18 protein-coding genes are annotated in these 23,426 nt (G+C 51.2%); 12 read left to right on the forward strand and 6 right to left on the reverse strand.

The features are described from left to right. Positions 1-74: 74 nt before the first annotated feature. A complete protein-coding gene (locus SGBXF1_RS08320) occupies positions 75-443 on the reverse strand; it encodes a DUF1801 domain-containing protein (RefSeq protein WP_037421915.1) in 369 nt (122 codons plus the stop codon). Between the two features lie 179 nt (positions 444-622). On the opposite strand from SGBXF1_RS08320, the gene SGBXF1_RS08325 reads away from it, so the two are divergent. Continuing rightward, complete coding sequence (locus SGBXF1_RS08325) at positions 623-1,768, forward strand: MFS transporter (protein WP_037421919.1); 1,146 nt, start codon at positions 623-625, stop codon at positions 1,766-1,768. A 56-nt stretch (positions 1,769-1,824) separates the two neighbouring features. Here the strand turns inward: SGBXF1_RS08325 and pflA are convergent, their stop codons facing one another. The 4 genes from pflA to ycaO all read right to left on the reverse strand — a co-directional run bounded on the left by pflA (position 1,825) and on the right by ycaO (position 8,304). Continuing rightward, positions 1,825-2,565, reverse strand: a complete 741-nt coding sequence (gene pflA, locus SGBXF1_RS08330) for a pyruvate formate lyase 1-activating protein (RefSeq protein ID WP_037421923.1) — start codon at positions 2,563-2,565, stop codon at positions 1,825-1,827. A gap of 295 nt (positions 2,566-2,860) precedes the next feature. Next, entirely contained in the window at positions 2,861-5,143 is a 2,283-nt protein-coding gene (gene pflB / locus SGBXF1_RS08335) for a formate C-acetyltransferase (protein ID WP_037421926.1), read from the reverse strand. 54 nt (positions 5,144-5,197) lie between these two features. After that, complete coding sequence (focA, locus tag SGBXF1_RS08340; RefSeq protein ID WP_037421929.1) at positions 5,198-6,058, reverse strand: formate transporter FocA; 861 nt, start codon at positions 6,056-6,058, stop codon at positions 5,198-5,200. 482 nt (positions 6,059-6,540) lie between these two features. Next, positions 6,541-8,304, reverse strand: a complete 1,764-nt coding sequence (ycaO, locus tag SGBXF1_RS08345; RefSeq protein WP_186428157.1) for a 30S ribosomal protein S12 methylthiotransferase accessory factor YcaO — start codon at positions 8,302-8,304, stop codon at positions 6,541-6,543. A 148-nt stretch (positions 8,305-8,452) separates the two neighbouring features. On the opposite strand from ycaO, the gene ansB reads away from it, so the two are divergent. The 9 genes from ansB (at position 8,453) to lpxK (ending at position 20,761) form a co-directional block, all read left to right on the forward strand. Then, positions 8,453-9,499 (forward strand): L-asparaginase 2, encoded by a 1,047-nt coding sequence (gene ansB, locus SGBXF1_RS08350; protein WP_037421934.1) that lies wholly within the window; start codon positions 8,453-8,455, stop codon positions 9,497-9,499. 287 nt (positions 9,500-9,786) lie between these two features. Continuing rightward, positions 9,787-10,872: a 3-phosphoserine/phosphohydroxythreonine transaminase gene (gene serC / locus SGBXF1_RS08355; protein WP_037421937.1), complete on the forward strand. Its 1,086-nt coding sequence runs from the start codon at positions 9,787-9,789 to the stop codon at positions 10,870-10,872. A 115-nt stretch (positions 10,873-10,987) separates the two neighbouring features. Continuing rightward, positions 10,988-12,274 carry a 3-phosphoshikimate 1-carboxyvinyltransferase gene (gene aroA / locus SGBXF1_RS08360; protein WP_061807211.1) on the forward strand — a complete coding sequence of 429 codons (1,287 nt, stop codon included), beginning with the start codon at positions 10,988-10,990 and terminating at the stop codon, positions 12,272-12,274. A 279-nt stretch (positions 12,275-12,553) separates the two neighbouring features. After that, the gene (cmk, locus tag SGBXF1_RS08365; RefSeq protein WP_037421943.1) at positions 12,554-13,243 is read left to right on the forward strand and encodes a (d)CMP kinase; all 690 of its coding nucleotides are present in this window, start codon (positions 12,554-12,556) and stop codon (positions 13,241-13,243) included. 181 nt (positions 13,244-13,424) lie between these two features. Continuing rightward, positions 13,425-15,098, forward strand: a complete 1,674-nt coding sequence (gene rpsA / locus SGBXF1_RS08370) for a 30S ribosomal protein S1 (protein ID WP_020826130.1) — start codon at positions 13,425-13,427, stop codon at positions 15,096-15,098. Between the two features lie 63 nt (positions 15,099-15,161). After that, positions 15,162-15,446 (forward strand): integration host factor subunit beta, encoded by a 285-nt coding sequence (ihfB, locus tag SGBXF1_RS08375; RefSeq protein WP_004942652.1) that lies wholly within the window; start codon positions 15,162-15,164, stop codon positions 15,444-15,446. 256 nt (positions 15,447-15,702) lie between these two features. Next, positions 15,703-17,997, forward strand: a complete 2,295-nt coding sequence (locus SGBXF1_RS08380; RefSeq protein ID WP_420329901.1) for a ComEC family protein — start codon at positions 15,703-15,705, stop codon at positions 17,995-17,997. A gap of 35 nt (positions 17,998-18,032) precedes the next feature. After that, a complete protein-coding gene (msbA, locus tag SGBXF1_RS08385) occupies positions 18,033-19,781 on the forward strand; it encodes a lipid A ABC transporter ATP-binding protein/permease MsbA (RefSeq protein ID WP_130380008.1) in 1,749 nt (582 codons plus the stop codon). Then, positions 19,781-20,761: a tetraacyldisaccharide 4'-kinase gene (gene lpxK, locus SGBXF1_RS08390; RefSeq protein WP_186428158.1), complete on the forward strand. Its 981-nt coding sequence runs from the start codon at positions 19,781-19,783 to the stop codon at positions 20,759-20,761. Before msbA ends, lpxK begins: the two co-directional genes overlap by 1 nt. Position 20,762: 1 nt before the next feature. Here lpxK and hglS read toward each other — a convergent pair whose 3' ends face one another. After that, positions 20,763-22,169 carry a 2-oxoadipate dioxygenase/decarboxylase HglS gene (gene hglS, locus SGBXF1_RS08395; protein WP_186428159.1) on the reverse strand — a complete coding sequence of 469 codons (1,407 nt, stop codon included), beginning with the start codon at positions 22,167-22,169 and terminating at the stop codon, positions 20,763-20,765. A gap of 526 nt (positions 22,170-22,695) precedes the next feature. On the opposite strand from hglS, the gene cspE reads away from it, so the two are divergent. Beyond that, positions 22,696-22,905 (forward strand): transcription antiterminator/RNA stability regulator CspE, encoded by a 210-nt coding sequence (gene cspE, locus SGBXF1_RS08400; protein ID WP_020826136.1) that lies wholly within the window; start codon positions 22,696-22,698, stop codon positions 22,903-22,905. Between the two features lie 222 nt (positions 22,906-23,127). Continuing rightward, positions 23,128-23,349: a cold-shock protein gene (locus tag SGBXF1_RS08405; protein ID WP_186428160.1), complete on the forward strand. Its 222-nt coding sequence runs from the start codon at positions 23,128-23,130 to the stop codon at positions 23,347-23,349. The last annotated feature ends 77 nt before the right edge of the window (positions 23,350-23,426 follow it).

The following is a 23,426-nucleotide window of genomic DNA, read 5'->3' on the forward strand; positions in this document are numbered from 1 at the left end:
GAACAGCCGACAGGTGCGCGAAGTCGCAGTGCTGGCGGCTGTTCATCGAAAATATGCCGTGAGTGTATGTCAGTTTAGCGTGACAGTTCTAGCTCATAAGCCTGTCTGACATACTCTGCCAGTTGTTTCTTATCGATATCGGCAATCGAGTAAAGCTTAATATGACGGCGATACTTGCCATTACCTTCTAGCAGACTATGGGTGTCTTTGAGCTGGTAGCCATGACCGAATTCTACCGAGACATGGCTGCTGTAGGTGAATACGCCGCAGAAAAATGCCGTATGGGAAAACATAATGCCGCCGTATTTGACGGATTCGCAGACATTGTCGCTCATTGTTGTGACAACCTGGCGAACGCGTTCAACAATGGCTAAAAGCTCGCCGTGAGTGCTGCCAATATCGCTCAGCAATGCGGTGACGGTAGCCTCTGTTTTACCTTCCATAATAAGCCCTCCTTACAGCGAATTTTATAAGTAACCAGCATAGCGTTTTATGCTCTGTGTTGCGCCTATCTACCCGAGAAATACAAATTGTGCGGTGGATATATAAGTGCTGATTGACTTTTTTATCGCCAGTGTCATGATGCGCGCACTCTCATTGCGCGTTCGGTTTCAATCTCACTATGTCCGCATATTCTCGCCCAGTGCTCCTGCTGCTCTGTGGTCTGTTGTTGCTCACGGTTTCCATTGCCGTATTGAATACGTTAGTTCCTCTTTGGTTAACTCATGCTCAATTGTCAACCTGGCAGATTGGAATGGTGAGTTCCTCTTACTTTACCGGCAACCTGATTGGCACGTTGATTGCGGGTAAACTGATCCAGCGCATTGGGTTTACTCGCAGCTATCATCTTGCCTGTGTAGTGTTCGCTGTGGCGACTGCCGGTATGGCATTATCTCTCGATTTTTGGAGCTGGATGGGCTGGCGTTTCTTTGCGGGTGTTGGCTGTGCTTGGATTTGGGTGATCGTGGAAAGCGCACTGCTGCGCAGTGGTAACCTGTCCAACCGTGGCCAACTGCTGGCGGCCTATATGATGGTTTACTACCTGGGGACGGTCGTCGGCCAGTTGCTGCTGAGTATGGTATCAACTGAATTGCTGAACGTAGTTCCGTGGGTGGTTGCCATTGTGATCAGCGCTATGTTGCCGATGTTGTTTGCCAGAGTGAACAGCCAACATGACGAACCGCAGCAGGCCGCGGTATGGCCGATGTTGAAACGTCGCAGTGCGCGACTGGGTATCAATGGCTGCATTATTTCCGGCATTGTGCTTGGTTCGCTGTACGGTTTGATGCCGTTATATTTATCTCATCAGGGCATGAGCGACGCGAATGTTGGTTACTGGATGGCATTGCTGGTCAGTTCCGGGATCGTTGGTCAATGGCCGGTCGGTCGGTTGGCAGACCGCTATGGTCGTCTGTTGGTCCTGCGTATCCAGGTGTTTGTGGTGATCCTCGCCAGTATGGCGATGCTGGGTAACTATGCCATGGCACCGGCCTTGTTCATCCTCGGTTGTGCTGGGTTCACTCTGTATCCGGTTGCGATGTCTTGGGCCTGTGAGAAGGCGATGCCGCATGAGCTGGTGGCAATGAATCAGGCGCTGCTAATGAGTTACACGATTGGCAGTTTGCTCGGTCCATCGATGACCGCGTTGTTGATGCAAAATTATTCCGATCAACTGCTGTTTGTGATGATCGCCGCTGTTGCACTGGTCTATCTGATGATGCTGTTGAAAAAGCCAGATCCTCAACACACGCCGTTTGCTGCCGCCTGAGCATAAAAAAACCGGCCACTGTTGTGTGCCGGTTTTTTTGTTGCTGCCTACAGGGCTCAGTACATCACTTTGTGACCGTAGCTTTCCAGAATGCCTTTGACGCGTTCCATAGTGTCTGCCTTCGGCGGATGGACACCGTCCAGCTTGTACTCTTCCCCCATCGCCACCCACTTATGCTTGCCCAGTTCGTGGTAGGGTAGAAGTTCGATTTTCTCGATGTTAGTCATGTCCTTGGTGAATTCGCCCAGCAGGTGCGTAGACGCGTCATCATCTGACCAACCCGGAACAACCACATAACGAATCCAGGTGCGCTGGTTGCGTTTCGCCAAATAGCGGGCGAAGTCCAGCGTACGATGGTTAGAAACCCCGACCAGATTCTGGTGAATATCATCGTTCATCTGTTTAAGGTCCAACATCACCAGGTCAGTAGCATCCAACAATTCGTCAATCACCGGATCATAACGACGTACAAAACCATTGGTATCCAGACAGGTACTGATACCTTCTGCATGGCAGGCGCGGAACCAGTCGCGGACGAACTCGGCCTGTAAAATGGCCTCGCCGCCGGAAGCCGTGACGCCGCCACCAGAGGCATTCATAAAGTGGCGATAAGAGACGGTATCTTTCATCAGTTCTTCTACCGTCACTTCTTTTCCGCCGTGGGTATCCCAGGTGTCACGGTTATGGCAATACAGGCAGCGCATCAGGCAGCCCTGGAAGAAAACGATAAAGCGGATCCCGGGTCCGTCTACGGTGCCACAGGATTCGAAGGAGTGGATGCGACCTTTCACTGACATTGCGGGGTTTTCTCCAATATTGACTGTCAAACGCAGTCTAAAAGTAGGCTTATAACCGCCAGCCAGGGATCAGCGATGCAGTAAACGGGCAGGGCCCGGCGACTGGGGTGGAACGATTCCTGTTGGCCGGTTATTACACCGGATAACTGTTTTGCCGGATATCCATTTAGTATAGCTATCTGGCAAAACAGACTCATGCTGAGTCAGGGAACGGTATTTGCTAAAAAGGCCGGAAAGATCCGGCCCCGGGTTTCAGCTTAACCACCGAGCGGGAAACCCCGCCCGGATGGGGCAATTACATCGACTGAGTGAAAGTACGGGTAATTACGTCTTGCTGTTGTTCTTTGGTCAGCGAGTTGAAGCGAACAGCATAACCGGATACGCGGATGGTCAGCTGAGGATACTTCTCAGGGTTTTCCATCGCGTCCAGCAGCATTTCACGGTTCATCACGTTAACGTTCAGGTGCTGGCCGCCTTCGATAGACGCTTCGTGATGGAAGTAACCGTCCATCAGGCCTGCCAGGTTAGCTTTACGGACATCGTCGTCTTTACCCAGTGCGTTTGGCACGATGGAGAAGGTGTAGGAGATCCCGTCCTTCGCATAGGCAAACGGTAGTTTGGCTACGGAGGTCAGGGATGCTACAGCACCTTTCTGGTCACGGCCGTGCATTGGGTTAGCACCTGGACCGAATGGAGCACCAGCGCGGCGACCATCTGGGGTGTTACCGGTTTTCTTGCCGTAAACCACGTTAGACGTGATGGTCAGTACTGACTGAGTCGCTACTGCATTACGGTAGGTACGCAGTTTCTGAATTTTCTTCATGAAACGTTCTACCAGGTCACAAGCGATGTCATCAACGCGGGCATCGTTGTTACCGAACTGCGGGTATTCACCTTCGATTTTGAAGTCTACGGCCAGGCCGTCTTCATCACGGATGGTAGATACTTTAGCGTACTTGATAGCAGACAGGGAGTCAGCTGCAACCGACAGACCGGCGATGCCGCAGGCCATAGTGCGATAAACGTCACGGTCATGCAGCGCCATCAGTGCAGCTTCATAGCTGTACTTGTCGTGCATGTAGTGAATGATGTTCAGCGCGGTCACGTACTGCTTGGCCAGCCAATCCATAAAGTGGTCCATACGTTCCATGACTTTGTCATAGTCCAGTACGGTATCCATCATTGGCGCTTCTTTCGGGCCAACCTGGATTTTCAGTTTTTCATCAACACCGCCGTTGATAGCGTACAACATGGTTTTCGCCAGGTTGGCACGTGCACCGAAGAACTGCATTTGTTTGCCGACAATCATCGGGCTGACGCAACAAGCGATAGCATAGTCATCGTTGTTGAAGTCAGGACGCATCAGGTCGTCATTTTCATACTGTACGGAGGAGGTGTCGATAGACACTTTCGCAGCGTATTTTTTGAAGTTCAATGGCAGCTTTTCAGACCACAGGATGGTCATGTTCGGCTCCGGAGACGGCCCCATGGTGTACAGGGTGTTCAGGAAGCGGAAGCTGTTTTTGGTGACCAGAGTACGGCCGTCAACGCCCATACCAGCCAAGGATTCAGTCGCCCAGATTGGGTCGCCAGAGAACAGTTCATCATATTCTGGGGTACGCAGGAAACGCACCATACGCAGTTTCATAACCAGGTGGTCAATCAGCTCTTGCGCTTGTTCTTCGTTCAGTTTGCCCGCTTCGATGTCGCGTTGGATGAACACGTCAAGGAAGGTAGACACACGGCCAAAGGACATTGCTGCACCGTTCTGGGATTTCACTGCGGCCAGGTAGCCGAAGTAGGTCCACTGTACGGCTTCTTGTGCGGTGGTCGCTGGGCCTGAGATATCGTAGCCGTATTTGGCAGCCATTTCTTTAATCTGGCCCAGAGCGCGGTGCTGTTCAGCAATTTCTTCACGCAGCTGGATAGTCATTTCCAGATCTTCGCCGTTTTCCAGTTTGGTTTGCAGTGACTTGAACTGGTTCAGTTTGTCGGCCATCAGGAAATCGATGCCGTACAGTGCTACGCGGCGATAGTCACCGATGATACGACCACGGCCGTAAGCATCTGGCAGACCGGTCAGAACGCCAGATTTACGGCAGTTCAGAATGTCTTTGGTGTAAACGTCGAATACGCCCTGGTTATGGGTTTTACGGTACTCGGTGAATACTTTTTTCAGTTGTGGGTCCAGTTCGCGGCCATAGACCTTACAAGAACCTTCCACCATTTTGATGCCGCCGAATGGGATCAGCGCGCGTTTCAGAGGGGCATCAGTCTGCAAACCAACGATGGTTTCCAGCTCTTTAGCAATGTAGCCCGCATCGTGAGAAGTGATGGTAGCGGCAACGTTGGTGTCGAAATCAACTGGCGCATGGGTGCGGTTTTCCAGTTTGATCCCTTCCATAACCTTTTCCCACAAGGTGGAGGTGGCCTCAGTAGCACCAGCCAGGAAGGATTCATCACCCTCGTAAGGAGTATAGTTTTTCTGGATGAAGTCACGAACGTTGACTTCTTTCTGCCAGTCACCCTTGCTGAAACCTTCCCAAGCTTTGGCTAACTTCTCGTTAAGTTCGGTCATTATACACCTACCTTTAATTGTGGATTTCTAACTCGGCACGCGGTAACTAACAGCTTAGTGCTGTTGTTCACCACCGCGCAGATAAATTACCCAGTAAGTCAACCCAACCAGTAAGCCGCCGCCAATGATGTTACCTATGGTGACAGGGATCAGATTGTCGATGATAAAGTTGCTTACGGTCAGATGAGCAAATTGCTCGGGTGTTGCCCCTACGGCTTGCCAGAACTCTGGCGTGGCGAAGTTTTTAACCACGATACCCATAGGGATCATAAACATGTTTGCGATGCTGTGTTCGAAACCGCTGGCGACAAACATACCGACTGGCAGGATCATGGCGAACATTTTGTCCATCAGGCTGCGACCGGAGTAGCTCATCCACACTGCCAGGCAAACCATCAGGTTGGCCAGAATGCCAAGGCAAACGGCTTCAATAAAGGTGTGATGCAGCTTATGGTCAGCAGTCTGCAGGACGTTCAAGCCCCATTGACCATTGGCTACCATGTGTTCGCCAGAAAACCAGATGAGTGCCACAAAGAACAATGCGCCAATCAGGTTACCAATATAGACATTTAGCCAGTTAGCGCCCAGTTGGCACCAGCTGATGCGGCCGCTGGCCTTGGCGATAACAATCAGCACGGTGGACGTGAACAGGTCGGCGCCTGAAACCACCACCAGCATTAACCCCAGAGAGAAGCAGATGCCACCGACCAGTTTTGCCAAGCCGAAAGGCACACCGGCAGTGCCGGTAGTCGCAGTGATATAAAATACGAATGCGATTGAAATAAAGACGCCGGCAGTGATCGCCAAATAAAATGTTTTCAGCGGATGCTTGGTGGCTTTATACACACCTGCATCCTCAGCGATTTTCGCCGTTGCTGCAGGTAATATCAGATCGAAGGGGTTGTCAGCTTTCACACTAACTCTCGCTTTTAAGGGTTAAAACAACGCAATGAGATACTAGCAAAGCAGTATAGGGTAAAAATTGATTTGGATCATAAGGCGAGGAACTAAAGCGGCCAAAAACCGGATAATTCGCAGGGTTTATTTGGTTATGATATTGATTTTAAATGAAAAACATTTTTTTAATGTTTATAAAAAATTTTGAATTCTTGGCCGGGACAACCCCAATAAGGTTAAATTTTCATGTGTTTTGTCACTTTACGGCAGTTAAGGTTTAATTATCGGTTAATTATTATTTCACCGACGTGTAACAATTGCTGTTTTATTTATCTTGTTTGCCGATAAGTGCGTAATTAGCTGAAAAAAATAAAAGGAAAAAGCGTCTATTTAACCGTCAAAATAAGGTTTTAATATTTTTTGAAGGACAACAGGTGGGGCAAGAGGGGCGGTGTTTTGTATCGCGCCGGCAAGGGGCTGCCGGCGCACAGAGACTGAGATTATGCCTGAGCCCAATAGCGGCGTTTGGCGTTCTGCAGTTTTTCGTAGGCCGCTAACAGCGCCTGATGAGCGGGTAATGCTTTCAAATCGCTATCGACAGCGAACAGGCCATTAAAGCGCTCTTCGCCGCTGATAGCTGCTGAGGCAGCATCTACCGCTTCCTGACCATACATCTTCACGAAGGCCGTGTAATACTGTGCAGGATCACGATCAGGTTCCTGCGTCAGCAACAGCAGGGTTTGCAGGCAACGGTAGTAGTTGCTGCGTTCCGGGCTCAATACAGAAGCGTTGAAATCCTGCGTCCACTCGGCCCAGATCAGTGCCTGGTCCATATCGCCGCCCGCCAGAGCCAGCATTGACTTCAGTTCACCGACGCGCAGGGTATACCAGGCGTTGTCTTTACCAGAAGCAATCCCCAGCAACTCACGCACACGAGTGAAGTCGTCCAAACCTTCATCGTCCAGGCGTTCAATCAGCGCCAGGTATTCTTCTGGCTCCCACTCACTGCCTGGCAATGCCAGCAGCGTATCGCGCAGGTGTGCACCCATACTGTTGTTGGCCAACAGAAGGTCTTCCGCCGGATAGATGTCGGACATGCCCGGCACGATGATACGGCAGGCGTAAACATCCAGATGTTCGTAGTCAGCGATGTACACTTCAGCACCTTCTTTATCGAAGATACTCATCAGGGTAGAGAACTCTTCCTGCGTACTGCCGCTGAAGCTCCAGTCGACAAACGGATAATCTGCATCCTGTTTGAACATGTCCCAAGAGATTAAACCGCTGGAATCGATAAAGTGGGTTTCCAGGTTGGTATGCTCTGCCACTTCTTCGTCGTCGAAGGTTGGCGCGGTGAACACGTCCAGATCTTTCAGGCTACGGCCTTGCAGCAGTTCAGTGACGGTACGTTCAAGTGCCACGCCAAAATCAGGGTGGGCACCGAATGACGCGAAACAGGTACCGTTAGCGGGGTTGAACAGCACGACACAAATCACCGGGTAGTTACCACCCAAAGAGGCGTCATAAGACAGGATTGGGAACCCTTCCTCTTCCAGCTTGGCAATGGCTTCTACCACGCCAGGATAGCGGTTCAGGACCTCGGCCGGGATCTCTGGCAGGCTGATGGATTCGGCGATAATGCGGTTTTTCACATAACGCTCGAACACTTCAGACAGACCTTGCACGCGGGCTTCATTGGCGGTGTTACCGGCTGACATGCCATTGGACACGTACAGGTTACCGATGATGTTCATCGGGATATAAACAGTTTGTTGATCTGATTGACGCGCGAAAGGCAGCGCGCAGATGCCGCGATCGCCGTTGCCGGATTGCAGATCGATCAAATCGCTGGCGTTAACATCCTGATCAGGGTTATAGAACGCATGCAGGCGTTCGTCGAGAATGCCGGCCGGCAGCGAATCATCGGCTGGAATCGGGAACCATTTCTCATTCGGGTAATGCACGAAATCGCCTTCGGCAATTTGTTTACCCAGGTAGAAATCGGCGAAGAAGTAATTAGTAGAAAGGCGTTCAAAGTATTCGCCCAAAGCCGAGGCCAGGGCCGCTTTTTTGCTGGCGCCTTTACCATTGGTGAAGCACAACGGGCAATCACGATCGCGGATGTGAACGGACCATACGTGTGGAACCGGGTTCAGCCAGGAAGCTTCTTCGATATTAAAACCCAGATCGCTTAATTTTTGTTGGAAACGGGCGATAGAGTCTTCCAGCGCAGCGTCTTTGCCAGGGATAAAAGTTTGCGTCATTGTCTTCACTTTTTGAGCGTACTAAAAACGCGCAATGATACGGGGTTTTGCGCTCAAGCTCCATGTATTCCTAAAGCGATGGCAAAGTCACAGTTTTTTTGTGGATAAAGACCATAATTCAGCGGGTTATCTATCATGGAGAAACCCAATGAAATCAGTGAAACTCAGTGTTCTGGCGCTACTGTTGGCAGGCGCAAGCGGTTCTGCGCTGGCATTGCCAAATATCACCCTGTTGGCGACCGGCGGCACCATTGCCGGTGGCGGCGAGTCGGCGACAAAATCCAACTATACGGCAGGCAAACTGGGCGTTGATGCTCTGGTGAATGCCGTACCGGAGCTGAAAAATGTCGCCAATGTGCAGGGGGAGCAGGTAGTGAACATCGGTTCACAGGATATGAATGATGAAGTGTGGTTGACGCTGGCGAAGAAAATCAACGCTGACTGTGCCAAGACTGATGGTTTTGTCATTACCCATGGCACGGACACGTTGGAAGAAACCGCCTACTTTCTTGATCTGACCGTTAAATGCGACAAGCCAGTGGTGATTGTCGGGGCGATGCGTCCGGCCACGGCAATGAGTGCTGACGGACCGTTCAATTTGTATAACGCAGTAGTGACAGCGGCAGATCCGCAATCAGCTAAACGTGGGGTGCTGGTAGCGATGAACGACAGCGTGCTGGATGCCCGCGATGTGACCAAAACCAATACCACTTCGGTACAGACTTTCCAGTCACCTAACTATGGCCCGCTTGGTTATCTACATAACGGTAAGGTCGACTACCAGCGTTCGCCGCAGCGTAAGCACACGACAGAAACCCCGTTTGACGTGTCCAACCTGACCGTTCTGCCTAAAGTCGGCATTATCTATAATTACGCCAATGCGTCTGATGCGCCCGCCAAGGCGTTGATCGCCGAAGGCTATCAGGGGATCGTCAGCGCAGGGGTGGGTAACGGTAACTTATACAAAACGGTGTTCGACACCTTGGCAACGGCTGCACATAACGGCGTAGCGGTAGTACGTTCTTCGAGAGTGCCTACGGGGTCCACGACTGAAGACGCCGAAGTGGATGATACCAAGTTTGGCTTTGTCGCCGCGGGCACGTTGAACCCACAGAAAGCGAGGGTCCTGCTGCAATTAGCACTGACGCAGACTAAAGATCCAAAACAGATCCAGCAAATGTTCAATCAATATTGAGTTGAATGCATTTTCTTCATTCGGGGGCCTGTGAGCCCCCTAGCTATGTCGGCTGAATACAGCATAAAAAACCGCGTTAACCCACTGAATTGGCCATTGTCACAGCGTTTTATTGTAGAAAAGAGCGGTCATTTGGCAGAGCCTGTTATTGCCGAGAGAAAGGGTTTCCCCGCATCGGGCGAATAACCATTGCAGGCGGGGGACGCGAGTGATAAAACCGATGGAATAATTCGGGCGTATTTCGGTAGGCCAGTATCATTGGCGAATAGTGAATGTGGTGAGGGGAAATGACTCAGGTTTATAATTTTAGCTCTGGTCCGGCCATGCTGCCGGTTGAAGTATTGCGTCGTGCTGAACAGGAACTGTGCAACTGGCATGGTCTTGGCACCTCGGTGATGGAAATCAGCCACCGTAGTAAAGAGTTTATTGAAGTTGCTCAGCAGTCCGAACAGGACCTGCGCGATCTGCTGAAAATCCCCTCCAACTATAAAGTGCTGTTCTGCCACGGCGGTGCCCGCGCACAGTTTGCCGCGCTGCCGCTGAACCTGCTGGGAGAAAAAACCACCGCAGACTACATCGACGGCGGCTATTGGGCGCACAGCGCCATCACCGAAGCGAAAAAATACTGCACACCAAACACCATTGACGTAAAAACGTCTGTTGACGGCCTGCTCGGTATCAAACCGATGAAAGAGTGGCAGTTAAGCGACGACGCGGCCTACGTGCACTATTGCCCGAATGAAACCATCGACGGCGTGGCCATCGATGAGATTCCTGACTTCGGCGATAAAGTGGTGATCGGCGATTACTCTTCCACCATTCTTTCTGGTCCGCTGGACGTTAGTCGTTTTGGTGTGATTTATGCCGGTGCGCAAAAAAACATTGGTCCTGCAGGCTTGACGCTGGTGATCGTGCGTGAAGATCTACTGGGTAAAGCGCGTCGTGAAGTGCCATCGATTCTCGATTACACCGTGCTGGCCGAAAACGATTCTATGTTTAATACCCCGCCAACCTTTGCCTGGTATCTGTCTGGCTTAGTGTTCAAATGGCTGAAAGAGCAGGGGGGCTTGGTGGAAATGCACAAACGCAATCAGGCTAAAGCCGAGTTGTTGTATGCGACCATTGATAACTCCGACTTCTACCGTAGTCGTGTGGCTCTTGCTAACCGTTCCTGGATGAACGTGCCGTTCCAGTTAGCTGACTCCGCGTTGGATAAAGTGTTCCTCAGTGAAGCTGAGGCCATTGGCTTGCAGGCGCTGAAAGGCCACCGAGTGGTTGGCGGTATGCGTGCTTCCATTTACAATGCAATGCCGCTGGCCGGCGTGCAGACATTAACCGACTTTATGGCTGACTTCGAACGTCGTCACGGTTAAGCCGGGTTGCCCGCATTACGTGGGCAACTCTCGCTGTTGTCCTTTTGAGTTAAAGCGGCTCCGGCATTATTTCCGGGGCCGTTTCGTTTATCAGATTTTGGAGATTTTTGTTCACATGGTGGATTCCCTGACGTTACAACCGGTCGCCTTGGTCAATGGCACCGTCAACTTACCCGGCTCCAAGAGCGTCTCCAACCGTGCTCTGCTGCTGGCTGCACTGGCGGAGGGGACGACGACGTTGACCAACTTGCTGGACAGCGACGACGTGCGCCATATGTTGAATGCGCTGCAGGCGCTGGGCGTGAGCTATCAACTGTCTGACGATCGCACCACCTGTAAAGTTGAGGGTGTTGCCGGCCCGCTGGTGGCCAACCAACCACTTGAACTGTTCCTCGGTAATGCTGGTACCGCAATGCGCCCTTTGGCGGCGGCACTGTGCCTGGGTAGCAATGATGTGGTGTTGACAGGTGAACCACGTATGAAAGAACGCCCGATCGGTCATCTGGTTGATGCCTTACGCCAGGGCGGCGCGCAAATTGATTATTTAGAGCAAACGGATTATCCCCCGTTGCGTCTGCGCGGCGGTTTCCATGGCGGCGATGTGACCGTTGACGGCAGTGTTTCCAGCCAGTTCCTGACAGCATTGCTGATGACAGCACCTTTGGCACACCAAGACACCAATATTCATATCAAGGGTGAATTGGTTTCCAAGCCGTACATTGATATTACGCTGCACCTGATGCGTACTTTCGGTGTTGAGGTCAGCCACGACAACTACCGCGTATTCCACATTAATGGCCGTCAAAACTACCGTTCACCAGGCGACTATCTGGTGGAAGGTGACGCCTCTTCAGCGTCTTACTTCCTGGCGGCGGCGGCAATTAAGGGCGGAACCGTGCGCGTAACGGGCATTGGCAAAAAAAGCGTTCAAGGGGACACTAAGTTTGCCGACGTGCTGGAGAAAATGGGCGCGCGCATCACCTGGGGTGATGACTATATCGAATGTACTCGCGGTGAACTGCACGGTATCGATATGGATATGAATCATATCCCGGATGCAGCGATGACCATCGCAACCGCCGCTTTATTTGCCGAAGGCCCGACGACTATCCGTAATATCTATAACTGGCGAGTGAAAGAGACTGACCGTCTGGCTGCAATGGCGACTGAGCTGCGTAAAGTGGGGGCCGAAGTGGATGAAGGGGAAGACTATATTCATGTGGTACCGCCGGCTAAACTGACGTTTGCTGATATCGGGACCTACAATGACCATCGCATGGCGATGTGTTTCTCATTGGTGGCGTTATCGGATACGCCGGTCACGATCCTCGACCCGAAATGCACCGCGAAAACTTTCCCGGACTATTTCGAACAGCTGGCGCGCATCAGTCAATTAGCCTAACCGTAGTCAGATACTGTCTTTTAAGGCCCTTCATTGGGCCTTTGTCGTTTTTTAATCCTCATTGCCTGGGGCGTCCGCTATACTTTTGCGCGGTCATACGCTTATTTTCAACAACCAGACAGTTCCAGGGTAACAGTTCGCCGCTTGGCAGCGTATAATGCGCCACCGTGACTGACTGCCCCGACTGGGCGGACGACAGGGACGCGTTTAATTATGCTTTCGCATTGTGCTGATGGCAGGTTATGTCCCTGTGAGGTTTTCTACCTGAAGGAGAGAGAAATGACGGCTACAGCCCCGGTGATAACCGTTGATGGACCAAGTGGCGCAGGCAAAGGCACGTTGTGTAAAGCGTTGGCCGAATCCCTTGGTTGGCGTTTGCTTGATTCCGGCGCGATTTATCGCGTGCTGGCGTTAGCGGCGCTGCATCATCAGGTCGATATCACGTCTGAGGAGGCGCTGGTTCCACTGGCCGCACATCTCGATGTTCGTTTTATTGCCCAGGATGGCAAACTGCAGGTTATTTTGGAAGGTGAGGATGTCAGCAATGAGATCCGCACTGAAACTGTCGGTAATACCGCTTCGCAGGCCGCCGCTTTCCCGCGTGTACGTGAAGCCTTGTTACGTCGCCAGCGGGCGTTCCGTGAGTCCCCGGGCCTGATTGCCGATGGTCGTGACATGGGCACAGTGGTGTTCCCTGATGCGCCAGTCAAAATTTTCCTGGACGCCAGCTCTGAGGAGCGTGCGCACCGCCGCATGCTACAGTTGCAGGAAAAGGGCTTTAATGTTAACTTTGAACGTCTTTTAGCCGAGATAAAGGAACGGGATGACCGTGACCGTAATCGGCCTATCGCGCCACTGGTGCCGGCTTCTGACGCCCTTGTGCTGGATTCAACCAGCATGTCGATCGACGAAGTCATCCAGCGTGCGCTGACTTATGCACATGAAGTTTTAGCGTTGCCGCAGCAGTAAGCGCGGCGACGTTATTGGCTTTTTGTCATATTTGTCATGGTAGTATCGAACTATATCGGGTAAAATTTTACCCCTGTAACCTAAACCCTGTCGGCATGGAGCCAATGGCGGGGTATGTGAAACAACCCCATTCGGCGGGATGCTAAATGGACGTTAAACTATAGAACCCTGAAGATTAAACATGACTGAATCTTTCGCTCAACTCTTTGAAGAATCCCTGAAAACAATCGAAACCCGTCCGGGTTCCATCGTTCGTGGCGTTGTAGTTGCTATCGACAAAGACGTAGTACTGGTTGACGCCGGTCTGAAATCTGAGTCTGCCATCCCGGCTGAGCAATTCAAAAACGCACAGGGCGAGCTGGAAATCCAGGTAGGCGACGAAGTTGATGTTGCGCTGGACGCTGTTGAAGATGGCTTCGGTGAAACTCTGCTGTCCCGTGAGAAAGCTAAGCGTCACGAAGCTTGGATCACGCTGGAAAAAGCTTACGAAGAAGCTGAAACTGTCGTCGGTGTTATCAACGGCAAAGTTAAGGGTGGCTTCACTGTAGAGCTGAACGGTATTCGTGCGTTCCTGCCAGGTTCCCTGGTAGACGTGCGTCCAGTACGTGACACTCTGCACCTGGAAGGCAAAGAGCTTGAGTTCAAAGTCATCAAGCTGGACCAGAAACGCAACAACGTTGTAGTTTCTCGCCGTGCGGTTATCGAATCAGAGAACAGCGCAGAACGTGATCAACTGCTGGAAAACCTGCAGGAAGGCATGGAAGTTAAAGGTATCGTTAAGAACCTGACTGACTACGGTGCATTCGTTGATCTGGGCGGCGTTGACGGCCTGCTGCACATCACTGATATGGCTTGGAAACGCGTTAAGCATCCGAGCGAAATCGTCAACGTTGGCGACGAAATCACTGTTAAAGTGCTGAAGTTCGACCGCGAGCGTACTCGTGTATCCCTGGGCCTGAAGCAACTGGGCGAAGATCCATGGGTTGCTATCGCGAAACGTTACCCAGAAGGCACTAAGCTGACTGGTCGTGTAACCAACCTGACTGATTACGGCTGCTTCGTAGAAATCGAAGAAGGCGTTGAAGGTCTGGTACACGTTTCTGAAATGGATTGGACCAACAAAAACATCCATCCGTCCAAAGTTGTTAACGTGGGCGATGTAGTGGAAGTTATGGTTCTGGACATCGATGAAGAGCGTCGTCGTATCTCCCTGGGTCTGAAGCAGTGCAAAAACAACCCATGGCAGCAGTTTGCAGAAACCCACAACAAGGGCGACCGCGTTGAAGGTAAAATCAAGTCTATCACTGACTTCGGTATCTTCATCGGCCTGGACGGCGGCATCGACGGCCTGGTTCACCTGTCTGACATCTCCTGGAACGTTGCAGGCGAAGAAGCAGTTCGTGAATACAAGAAAGGCGACGAAATCGCAGCGGTTGTTCTGCAAGTTGACGCAGAGCGCGAGCGTATCTCCCTGGGCGTGAAGCAACTGGCTGAAGACCCGTTCAATAACTACCTGTCTATGAACAAGAAAGGTACTATTGTTACTGGTAAAGTCACTGCAGTTGACGCCAAAGGTGCTACAGTTGAATTAGCAGGCGGCGTAGAAGGTTACCTGCGTGCTTCTGAAGCCTCTCGCGACCGCATTGAAGATGCAACTCTGGTTCTGAATGTGGGTGACGACGTTGAAGCTAAATTCACCGGCGTTGACCGTAAGAACCGCGTAGTAAGCCTGTCCGTACGTGCTAAGGACGAAGCTGACGAGAAAGATGCAATCGCTACTGTTAACAACAAACAGGAAGAAAGCAACTTCTCTAACGCTATGGCTGAAGCTTTCAAAGCGGCTAAAGGCGAGTAATGACGGGGGGCGGTTTGTTAACCGCCCCGATACGGTAGTTTAGCTGCAAAGCTTGGAGGAACTATGACCAAGTCTGAACTTATTGAAAGACTTGCTGGCCAGCAATCTCATGTACCGGCGAAAGCCGTTGAGGATGCAGTGAAAGAGATGCTAGAACATATGGCTGCTACGCTAGCCGATGGTGAGCGCATCGAGATCCGCGGATTCGGCAGTTTTTCTCTTCACTACCGTGCTCCGCGTGTGGGTCGCAACCCGAAAACTGGCGATAAAGTCGAGCTGGACGGTAAGTACGTTCCTCACTTTAAGCCAGGTAAAGAGCTGCGTGACCGTGCCAATATCTATGGTTAGTCGCTGACTACCATAGAGTTGTTGCTTGTGAAAAAATATAAAACGGTGCCTTTGGGCGCCGTTTTTTTTTGCCTACCATTTGGCCGGCCCGCTGTTTTTTTGTATTTTCTTGCGTGCGATACCGCAAGCTTCAGGTAGTAACAGCAACGGCGGCCGTTATTGTGCGGCATCAGCCGTGAACACTTTAATTACACCTGTTACACGCTGATCTATATGTGAACAATCCCGTGATACCGGCGGCTTGGATAGCTGCCTTATACCGGGAGAAAGGCCTATCAAGACTTCGCTGGATCTGGCGATAAGCGCGGTTATTTGCGGTATTTTACCGCTGCTTATCATGCCGTACGTACCCGATATGCGCATAACGCTGCTGGTTATGTTACCCGTTTGTCTTGGGCTGTGGCGTAAGGGCATTGTAGGCCGGTTTATGGCGTGGAGTGCCATTGGCTTTCTGTGGGCCGTATTCACGGCGGGGACCTTGGTTGGCCAAATTAACCGCCTGAGTCAGGGGCCTGTGATGAACGCTGTTGTCCAGGTCAGCAGCATTACTTTGTCTGCAGAGGAACGCAAGCGGACGGTGATGCATATTGAGCAGATCGATGGTCGGTGGCTGGTACCCTCCATCGCGTTCTCTACCCTCTGGCAACCTAAAGATCGCCCTCTGTGTGCCGGGCAACGCTGGCGTTTGCAACTGCGCTTGCGGCCAATGCATGGCAATTTAAATGAAGGGGGCTTTGACAGCCAGCGCTGGGCGATAGCGCAGCGACAACCACTGACTGCACAGGTTAAGAGTGCTGTTCTCCTGGAACAAAGCTGCAGTTGGCGGCAGCGCTTGATCAAACATACCGAACGCAATATGGGAACTCTGCGTTATAAGGCTGTTTTGCTTGCTCTGGCATTTGGTGAAAGGGCAGCGCTGGAACCGGCACTACGAACCTTAATGTTGAAAACCGGTATTGCCCACTTGATGGCTATTTCGGGTCTGCATGTGGCAATGGTGGCCATTTTAATTTGGTCTGTGTTGCGGGTCGTGCAGTTTTTCTTGCCTGCTAACCTGATTAGCTACCGTTTCCCGTTGATCATTAGTTGGCTCGGTGCGTTAGGCTATGTTTGGTTAGCGGGTGCGCATCCACCTGCGGTAAGAACTGGCCTGGCGTTGACACTCTGGATGCTGTTACGTATACGCGGTATCCATTGCTCTTCCTGGCAAATCTGGCTGTGGTGCATCGGGGTCATATTGATTTGCGATCCGCTGGCGGTACTGTCTGACAGTTTTTGGTTATCAGCAACGGCTGTATTTTGCCTGATTTTTTGGTTCGAATGGGTACCGCTGAGTCCTCGATTCCGTACAGGATGGTATTGGGCACCGTTACGCTGGCTGCATATTCAATGTGGCATCACGTTATTATTGATCCCCATGCAGGCTGGGTTGTTCCTTGGGCTGACGCTCACCTCAATCCCGGCCAACCTTTGGGCTGTACCTTTGGTTTCTCTGGTCACTGTGCCGCTAATTTTGCTGGCGGTTGTCCTCGGTATGTTCCCCCTATTAAGTACCGGGCTTTGGTGGCTGGCGGATCTCACCTTGGCATGGGTATTTACTCCATTACAGTATTTGCAACGGGGCTGGGTTGATCTCGGTGCTGCATCGCTGGTCGTCAGTGTTGCCGGTTGGCTATTGGTGATTTTCTGGCGTTTCCATTGGTGGTGGCGTCATGTGTCGGTGCTGGCAACGTTGGTGGTGTGTTGCGTTCTGTGGCGTGAAAGAATTCCATCTTATCACTGGCGTGTAGACATGCTTGATATTGGGCATGGATTAGCGATGGTGATTGAAAAGAACGGGCAGGCAATCGTGTATGATACTGGCCCTCGTTGGGGGACGGGGAGTGCCGCAGCCAGAAATATTCTGCCTTTTATTAACTGGCGGGGGCTTTCTGTAGAGCAGATTATTATCAGTCATGATCATATGGATCACATCGGCGGTCTAGTCGAGATACAACGCGCATTTCCTAAGGCTACGGTAAGGAGCCCACGATTTGGTGCGGGTCATTTACCTTGCGTAGCGGGTGAGCGCTGGGAATGGCAATCGCTTCAGTTTCACGTATTGTGGCCGCCGAAGACGGTAAAAATGGCGGGAAATGACGATTCATGTGTTATACGCGTCGATGATGGGAAGTACAGCGTGTTGTTGACGGGGGATGCAGAAAAAAGGGCGGAGACACAGTTGGTTCGAACGCAACGCCATTTATTGCCTGCTACGGTACTGCAGGTACCGCACCATGGCAGCAAAACTTCATCCACACCGCCGTTTTTACGTGCAGTAGCGCCGGTGGCGGCAATTGCGTCGGCATCACGGTACAATAAATGGCGTTTACCTGCGGCTAAAGTCGTCTCCAGATATCTGGCAAATGACATCGTATGGCGAGATACTTCGCGCTCAGGTCAGTTATCTGTACTTTTTTTCGACAACAATTGGCAAATTAAAGGCTTTCGTGAACAATTAATGCCCCGTTGGTACCATCAGCGGTTTGGCGTAGAGGGTGATAATGAGTAAAATAGGCCGCTATTTCTTCCGATGCTGGTATTTGCATGATGAATGATAAAGATCTCTCCACCTGGCAGACTTTCCGTCGCCTCTGGCCGATGATCACACCTTTTAAGACCGGGCTGATTGTGGCCGCCATTGCGTTAGTACTGAACGCGGCCAGCGACGCCTTCATGTTGTCTTTGCTTAAACCTTTATTGGATGACGGTTTTGGGAAAACAGAAAGCAGTATCCTGCTGTGGATGCCACTGGCTGTTATTGGTCTGATGGTCGTGCGCGGGGCAACTGGCTTTGTTTCCAGCTACTGTATTTCATGGGTATCGGGCATGGTGGTGATGCATATGCGCCGCCGGCTGTTCGGCCACATGATGAGAATGCCAGTATCGTTCTTCGATCAGCAGTCTACCGGTACTTTGTTGTCACGAATCACCTATGATTCCGAGCAGGTAGCGTCATCGTCCTCCAGCGCGCTGGTGACTGTAGTGCGTGAAGGGGCATCGATCATCGCGCTGTTCACCATGATGTTCTACTACAGCTGGCAACTGTCGGTGATCCTGATCGTACTGGCGCCGGTTGTCTCTATTGCTATCCGCGTTGTTTCCAAACGCTTCCGCAATATCAGCAAAAACATGCAAAATACGATGGGGCAGGTAACGACCAGTGCCGAGCAGATGCTTAAAGGTCATAAAGAAGTTCTGATCTTTGGCGGCCAGCAGGTTGAAACTGACCGCTTTAACTCCGTCAGTAATCGCATGCGGCAACAAGGTATGAAGCTGGTTTCCGCTTCCTCGATCTCTGACCCGATTATTCAGCTTATTGCCTCACTGGCGCTGGCCTTTGTGCTGTATGCCGCCAGCTTCCCAAGCGTAATGGCTACCCTGACGGCCGGTACTATCACCGTGGTATTCTCTTCAATGATCGCTCTGATGCGCCCATTGAAATCACTGACTAACGTCAATGCCCAGTTCCAGCGTGGGATGGCAGCGTGCCAAACGCTTTTCTCGATTCTGGATATGGAGCAGGAAAAAGATACCGGTACGCGTGAAGTTGCGCGGGCGAAAGGCGATATCGAATTCCGTAACGTGACTTTCTACTACCCAGGCAAAGAAACGCCGGCGCTGCGTGATATCAATCTGAGTATTTCAGAAGGTAAAACGGTAGCACTGGTCGGCCGTTCCGGCTCGGGTAAATCGACTATTGCCAATCTGTTGACGCGTTTTTATGACGTGCAGGAAGGCGAGATCCTGATGGACGGTCACGATCTGCGTGAGTATACGTTGGCATCGTTGCGCGACCAGGTTGCATTGGTTTCGCAAAATGTGCATTTGTTCAATGACACTATTGCCAACAACATCGCTTACGCGCGCGAGGAACGCTATAGCCGCGAAGAGATTGAGAAGGCCGCACGTATGGCCTACGCCATGGATTTCATTGAAAAAATGGAGAATGGCCTGGATACGGTCATCGGCGAGAATGGCGTGATGCTGTCCGGTGGCCAACGTCAGCGTATTGCTATTGCTCGTGCATTGCTGCGTGACTGCCCGATCCTGATTCTTGATGAAGCCACCTCGGCACTGGACACTGAGTCGGAACGTGCTATTCAGGCGGCGCTGGATGAATTACAGAAGAACCGTACTTCGTTGGTCATTGCACACCGCCTGTCAACTATTGAGAAGGCCGATGAAATCCTGGTGGTTGAGGATGGTCGTATCGTGGAGCGTGGTGAGCATGCCGTATTGCTCGAAAAGCAGGGTGCTTATGCCCAGCTCCATCGCATGCAGTTTGGTCAATAATGATTGAGCGTATCTGGTCAGGAAGTTCGCTGATCTATCTGCTGTTGTTGCCACTGTCTTGGTTGTATGGTTTGGTTAGCAGCCTGATTCGACTCAGTTACCGGTGTGGCCTGCGTAAAAGTTGGCGCGCACCGGTGCCGGTCGTGGTGGTGGGAAATCTCACCGCCGGTGGCAATGGCAAAACGCCAATGGTGATCTGGCTGGTGGAGCAGTTGCAGCAACGCGGATACCGGGCAGGTGTGGTTTCGCGCGGTTACGGCGGTAAAGCAGAGACTTATCCGCTGTTACTCAATGCGGATACCACTACTCAGCAGGCGGGTGATGAGCCGGTGTTGATTTATCAGCGTACCGGTGCCCCAGTTGCTATCTCACCTAAGCGTGCTGAGGCGGTGCAAGCACTCCTTAAGCAGCAACCGCTTGATGTGATCATTACCGATGACGGTTTGCAGCATTATGCGTTGCAGCGCGACTTTGAATTGGTTGTCATTGACGGTGTGCGTCGTTTTGGCAACGGTTGGTGGTTGCCTGCGGGTCCGATGCGTGAACGTGCTTCGCGTTTGAACAGCGTGGATGCGTTGATTGCTAACGGGGGTGTGGCACAGACGGGTGAAATCGCCATGCAACTGCAGGCGCGTGATGCGGTGAACATCGCCAGCGGTGAGCGCAGGCCAGCCGTTGAGCTACCGCACGTGGTGGCGATGGCCGGCATTGGTCATCCACCGCGCTTTTTTGCCACGTTGGAAAAGCTGGGTGTTGGTGTCGAAAAAGAAGTGGCGTTTGCCGATCATCAGGAATATCAGTATGGACCATTGGCTGCCCTGGTATCCTCTGATCAAACGTTATTGATGACTGAAAAGGACGCAGTCAAATGCCGTGCTTTTGCCCAGCCCAACTGGTGGTATTTACCGGTCGATGCGGTACTTCCCCCCGATCAGGCTGAGCAACTGCTGCATAGCGTTGAAAAACTGCTGAAAAAGTAAATCAAACAGCCAGCGCGTGAAGCCCCAGAGCTTGCGCGCAGGTTTCTATCGAGCGCTGCTGCGTTTGTTCATACAACGATAACTCATCGATCACCGCCGCACCCAACGCTGATTCAAACGCTGCTCTGCTTGAGCTCGCATTGTACTGCGCGTGCCGACTTTCACCCAGGTTAGACTGAAAAATACCCGCCGCACTGACAGGCAGAAAATCCTCATAGACCAGGGGTTGGAAACGAATGTATTCCTGCGCAATCAGTTGTTCTAGCGTGCTGTGCGGATCCAGCGAGTCTTTTGCCGCCAGCCCGCATTCTGTCGGGAAGTAGCGGAACCAAGCCAGCTGTTGCTCACGCAAGGTCGCGTAGTCATCCGGGAATGCCTGGAAATGCTCCGCCAGTAATTGATTGTAGCGGTCCGCATTTTTTTCACTGGGCGGTGCCTGTAAAGCATCATTGGTTGCTTGTAATAGGCGATCGTACAGCGCACGGCCTTTCGTTGTCAGCGCGACGCCGCGTTGTTCAATTTCACCGAACCGTGCAGTGTGGTGTCCGGAGACGGCGCTGCCATCATGTTCAACAAAGTTGACGTTTTCCTCCAACGCTTTAAAACTGGTTTGACGCAGAAGAATAGGGCGACGGCGCGGTGGTGGGCCTTCAATGACGGCTTTAGGCGTGATACCGCGGCTAGGCATAGACTGTTGGACAAGGTCTATATCGAGCGTGCGTGGCGTCAAATGGTTAATGTGCGGGCCTTTGAACGCCACTACGTCGGCAATCAGGCGATGCTGGTCGTGTAGCTGCTGATATTCGGCTGCACTGACCGTCGCCCGGCTGTGCCAACGGAAGGTTTCCAGTGCCTGTTCGACAAATTCATCTGCCTGACTGTTGTCCAGTCCGCCCTGAGCTTCTTGTAACACGATCAGCTCCAGTGCCCGTTCAGTAAATATGCGGCGGCGAGCCAGCAGTTGTTGTGCCAGTTCGCGTAGCTCTGGATTTTCAATCAGCTCAAGTCGTAATAGTGAGGTGAAAACACGGAAGGGACTTATCTGCAACGCATCTTCATGTACTGCACGAAATGCGGTGGAGTGTACCGGGACACCGGCCACTGCCAGATCGTAGTAACCGACAGGAGACATACCCATCACCTTGAACAGTCGTCGTAAGGTGGCTAATTCATCTGCGGTACCCACCCGAATAGCGCCATGACGTTCCATAGCCAGCCGTTCAATTTCGCCGGTAATTTGTAATTGATGAGCCAGTGCGGCATCTTCGCGCAGAACCTGTCGGTTAGTCTCCGCCACCAGTTCAAGCAAATCACCATACAGAGGTACCTCTTTCTGGTACATATCTGACATGGCATGGGAGAATCTGGCGCGGATTTCATTCGGTGAGACGAACTGCTGGGCGGTCATGCGCATAGCTCCTTCATTCAGTATAATCTGAAAAATATTATTTTTGACGGTAAAAGTACTGGCTAAAAGGCCATCCGCCTTGTTTTCACCTCAAGTTTAGCTATGTGAATTAGGTTTTGTTATAGCTTGGGCAAGCATATTAGATTTTTATGCGTTAGCTCTCATTTGAACAAAGAATAACGGGTGAAATAGACATCCAGAAGGCAATGAGGCTAAGAGTTTTACGTAAAAAAAGATAAATTAATCCATGCACAATCATAGACATAAAAAATTAACTGTAGGAATGATAAAAATAGGGCAATAAACCTCTTGTGCAAATGATGGATTTATGAGTAAATGCAAGTCGGCCTGTGATGCAGACCTATTTATGTTCGAGTATAGAGTTAAGTAGTTCCTCCCAAAACGTTATCATCTGATTCCGCTTCAAAGACGAACCTTCTAAGTACCTCCCATAAGTAATGTTTCTAAAAACGGCCTAAATTGCCTTATGGCAGGTTTTGTATATATATTTAAAAGGTAAATGTTAATGTCTAAGAAGACTGGTCAGGTGAAGTGGTTCAATGAAAGCAAAGGTTTTGGTTTTATTGAACAGAACGACGGTGGTAAAGATGTATTCGTACACTTCTCCGCAATCGCGACCGACGGTTTCAAGACTCTGGCTGAAGGCCAGCGTGTTGAGTATACCATCCAGGACAGCCCGCGCGGGCCGGCTGCCGCCAACGTTGTTGCTCTGTAAGTAAACAGGGAATAACGTAAAGAGATCTTAATACAACCATGATGAGGCGTTTACGCTGATTCATTGCGGAAGATATTAAGTTCAACAAGCCCGCCATTGTGCGGGTTTTTTAATTTTTTGCTCACGAGAGGTTTCTTACGAAAAACTTTAGGATGGGCTGGTAGCGTCCAACAATAATAAAAATGACGTTGTTAAGGATGCTCAAGTAAAAGGATATAAGTTATGTTTAAAAATACTGTGTTACAAATGGGCCGTGTGAAATGGTTTGATCAGGTTGCAGGCTATGGTTTTATTTCACCGGTAGATGGCAGCGACGAAATTTATGTAAGTCGTCGTGCTATCGCGAATACAAAAAATAAATCGTTAAACGAAGGTCAGAACGTCGAGTTCTCGATCTATCGCAGCTCTCATGGGCTGTCAGCGGCAGACGTTATCGCGTTCTGACCCACCCCCTTCCTCGCCAGTGCCGGTGCCGCCACCCCAAGCACTGGCGAAGATAAATTTCCCGATATCCACTATTA

Source organism: Serratia grimesii (genome assembly GCF_900186025.1).
Taxonomy (GTDB): Bacteria; Pseudomonadota; Gammaproteobacteria; order Enterobacterales; family Enterobacteriaceae; genus Serratia; species Serratia grimesii.

What these genes read in the sequence shown, in the direction of transcription:
- SGBXF1_RS08320 (WP_037421915.1), bottom strand. Translation starts at nt 443, where the DNA reads ATGGAAGGTAAAACAGAGGCTACCGTCACCGCATTGCTGAGCGATATT.
- SGBXF1_RS08325 (WP_037421919.1), top strand. Translation starts at nt 623, where the DNA reads ATGTCCGCATATTCTCGCCCAGTGCTCCTGCTGCTCTGTGGTCTGTTG.
- pflA (WP_037421923.1), bottom strand. Translation starts at nt 2,565, where the DNA reads ATGTCAGTGAAAGGTCGCATCCACTCCTTCGAATCCTGTGGCACCGTA.
- pflB (WP_037421926.1), bottom strand. Translation starts at nt 5,143, where the DNA reads ATGACCGAACTTAACGAGAAGTTAGCCAAAGCTTGGGAAGGTTTCAGC.
- ycaO (WP_186428157.1), bottom strand. Translation starts at nt 8,304, where the DNA reads ATGACGCAAACTTTTATCCCTGGCAAAGACGCTGCGCTGGAAGACTCT.
- ansB (WP_037421934.1), top strand. Translation starts at nt 8,453, where the DNA reads ATGAAATCAGTGAAACTCAGTGTTCTGGCGCTACTGTTGGCAGGCGCA.
- serC (WP_037421937.1), top strand. Translation starts at nt 9,787, where the DNA reads ATGACTCAGGTTTATAATTTTAGCTCTGGTCCGGCCATGCTGCCGGTT.
- aroA (WP_061807211.1), top strand. Translation starts at nt 10,988, where the DNA reads ATGGTGGATTCCCTGACGTTACAACCGGTCGCCTTGGTCAATGGCACC.
- cmk (WP_037421943.1), top strand. Translation starts at nt 12,554, where the DNA reads ATGACGGCTACAGCCCCGGTGATAACCGTTGATGGACCAAGTGGCGCA.
- rpsA (WP_020826130.1), top strand. Translation starts at nt 13,425, where the DNA reads ATGACTGAATCTTTCGCTCAACTCTTTGAAGAATCCCTGAAAACAATC.
- ihfB (WP_004942652.1), top strand. Translation starts at nt 15,162, where the DNA reads ATGACCAAGTCTGAACTTATTGAAAGACTTGCTGGCCAGCAATCTCAT.
- msbA (WP_130380008.1), top strand. Translation starts at nt 18,033, where the DNA reads ATGATGAATGATAAAGATCTCTCCACCTGGCAGACTTTCCGTCGCCTC.
- lpxK (WP_186428158.1), top strand. Translation starts at nt 19,781, where the DNA reads ATGATTGAGCGTATCTGGTCAGGAAGTTCGCTGATCTATCTGCTGTTG.
- hglS (WP_186428159.1), bottom strand. Translation starts at nt 22,169, where the DNA reads ATGACCGCCCAGCAGTTCGTCTCACCGAATGAAATCCGCGCCAGATTC.
- cspE (WP_020826136.1), top strand. Translation starts at nt 22,696, where the DNA reads ATGTCTAAGAAGACTGGTCAGGTGAAGTGGTTCAATGAAAGCAAAGGT.
- SGBXF1_RS08405 (WP_186428160.1), top strand. Translation starts at nt 23,128, where the DNA reads ATGTTTAAAAATACTGTGTTACAAATGGGCCGTGTGAAATGGTTTGAT.